This is a genomic window from Streptomyces spiroverticillatus (genome assembly GCA_014650415.1).
Taxonomy (GTDB): Bacteria; Actinomycetota; Actinomycetes; order Streptomycetales; family Streptomycetaceae; genus Streptomyces; species Streptomyces spiroverticillatus.
The window spans coordinates 1-1,061 of the sequence record BMUX01000072.1 but is presented as its reverse complement, the minus strand read 5'-3'; the positions used below and the strand labels follow the sequence as shown (position 1 = coordinate 1,061).

Genomic DNA, 1,061 nt, shown 5'->3' with positions numbered 1-1,061 from the left:
GGGGGCGGGGGATGCGGGGCTGGTCGACGGGGCGGCGGGGGGCGGGGATGGGGATGCGGGGGATGACGGGCTCGTTGTCGGGGTGGTCCAGCACCGGGGGTGCTCCTTCGCTGTGGGTGAGGGGTGCGGATTGCCGTCCGCGCAAGGGGGGCGGGGCGGCCCGGGGGCTCGGCCCGTCCCGGCCGGACAGAGCACGTGCTCTGTCCGCGGACCCGGGGCGTAGCGGGGTTTTCTGGGCGCGCTCTTCGCTCCGCGAAGGAGGTGCGCCGCCGNGCGCCGCCGCTACGCGGCGGAAGACGGTGCAGCGCTCCGCGCTGCCGGGCCGGTGGGGGGTGGGGGCCGGTGGGTCAATCGCTCCGCGATCGGCCCACCGGCGGGCGCGCCGCCCGGGGACGGGGTGGGTGTCAGTCGCGGTGGTCGGCGGCCGACGGGCGGGACTCGCACCGCTTGCACAACCGGGCCTGTACGCGGTTGCAGTCGCAGAGAGAGTCCTGCGGGACATTGCGCCGGGTGTCGGGGTCGAACACGACGTCACGGATGTATCCGTGGTCGCACACCGTGCAGCAGCAGGGGCAGCCCTTCATCGGGTGATTCCTTTCGGGAGGTGCGGGGCGCGCCGCCGTCCGGCGCGCCCTGGCAGGGGGAGGGGGGTGTTCAGCCCTTGATCAGGGTTCGGATCTGGGCGGCGCGGCTGAGGGTGAGGTCGGCCCGGTAGGACTGGCGCACTTGGCGCACCCACCGGCCGGTGTGCTCGGCCAAGTCCCGTACGCCGCGCATGCTCGGCGTGGTGCGGGCCCGGTCGGCGAGCCGTGCGTGTTCGGCGCTGATCTCGGTCACCGTGTGGTCCAGCACGGCCCGGCACCCGTGCAGTCGGGTCGTGCGGGCCCATCCGCACGGCTCGCCCGGTTCCTGCTCCTGGACGACGACCGACACCTTCGGCCACCCGAGCGTGTTGCCCGGCGTAATCGACACGTCCAGCAGCAAAGTCACCCGGTGGTCGTGCCACGGCGCGTACCCGTAGGGTCGGGCGGGTCCGGGCACGGCGGCCTCGGCGCGGCTGT

Annotated in this window: 2 protein-coding genes; both read right to left on the bottom strand. The window is 74.7% G+C overall.

Annotated features, from left to right (window positions below; genetic code table 11):
• Nucleotides 1-404 precede the first annotated feature (404 nt).
• The gene (locus IE269_RS42735) at nt 405-584 is read right to left on the bottom strand and encodes a hypothetical protein (protein WP_189828770.1); all 180 of its coding nucleotides are present in this window, start codon (nt 582-584) and stop codon (nt 405-407) included.
• A gap of 70 nt (nt 585-654) precedes the next feature.
• Nucleotides 655-1,061: hypothetical protein (locus IE269_RS42730; protein WP_318299715.1), on the bottom strand; the 407-nt coding region annotated here is incomplete at its 5' end.

Excerpts from the sequence above, each read along its gene's own strand:
- IE269_RS42735 (WP_189828770.1), bottom strand. The coding sequence starts at position 584 with ATGAAGGGCTGCCCCTGCTGCTGCACGGTGTGCGACCACGGATACATC.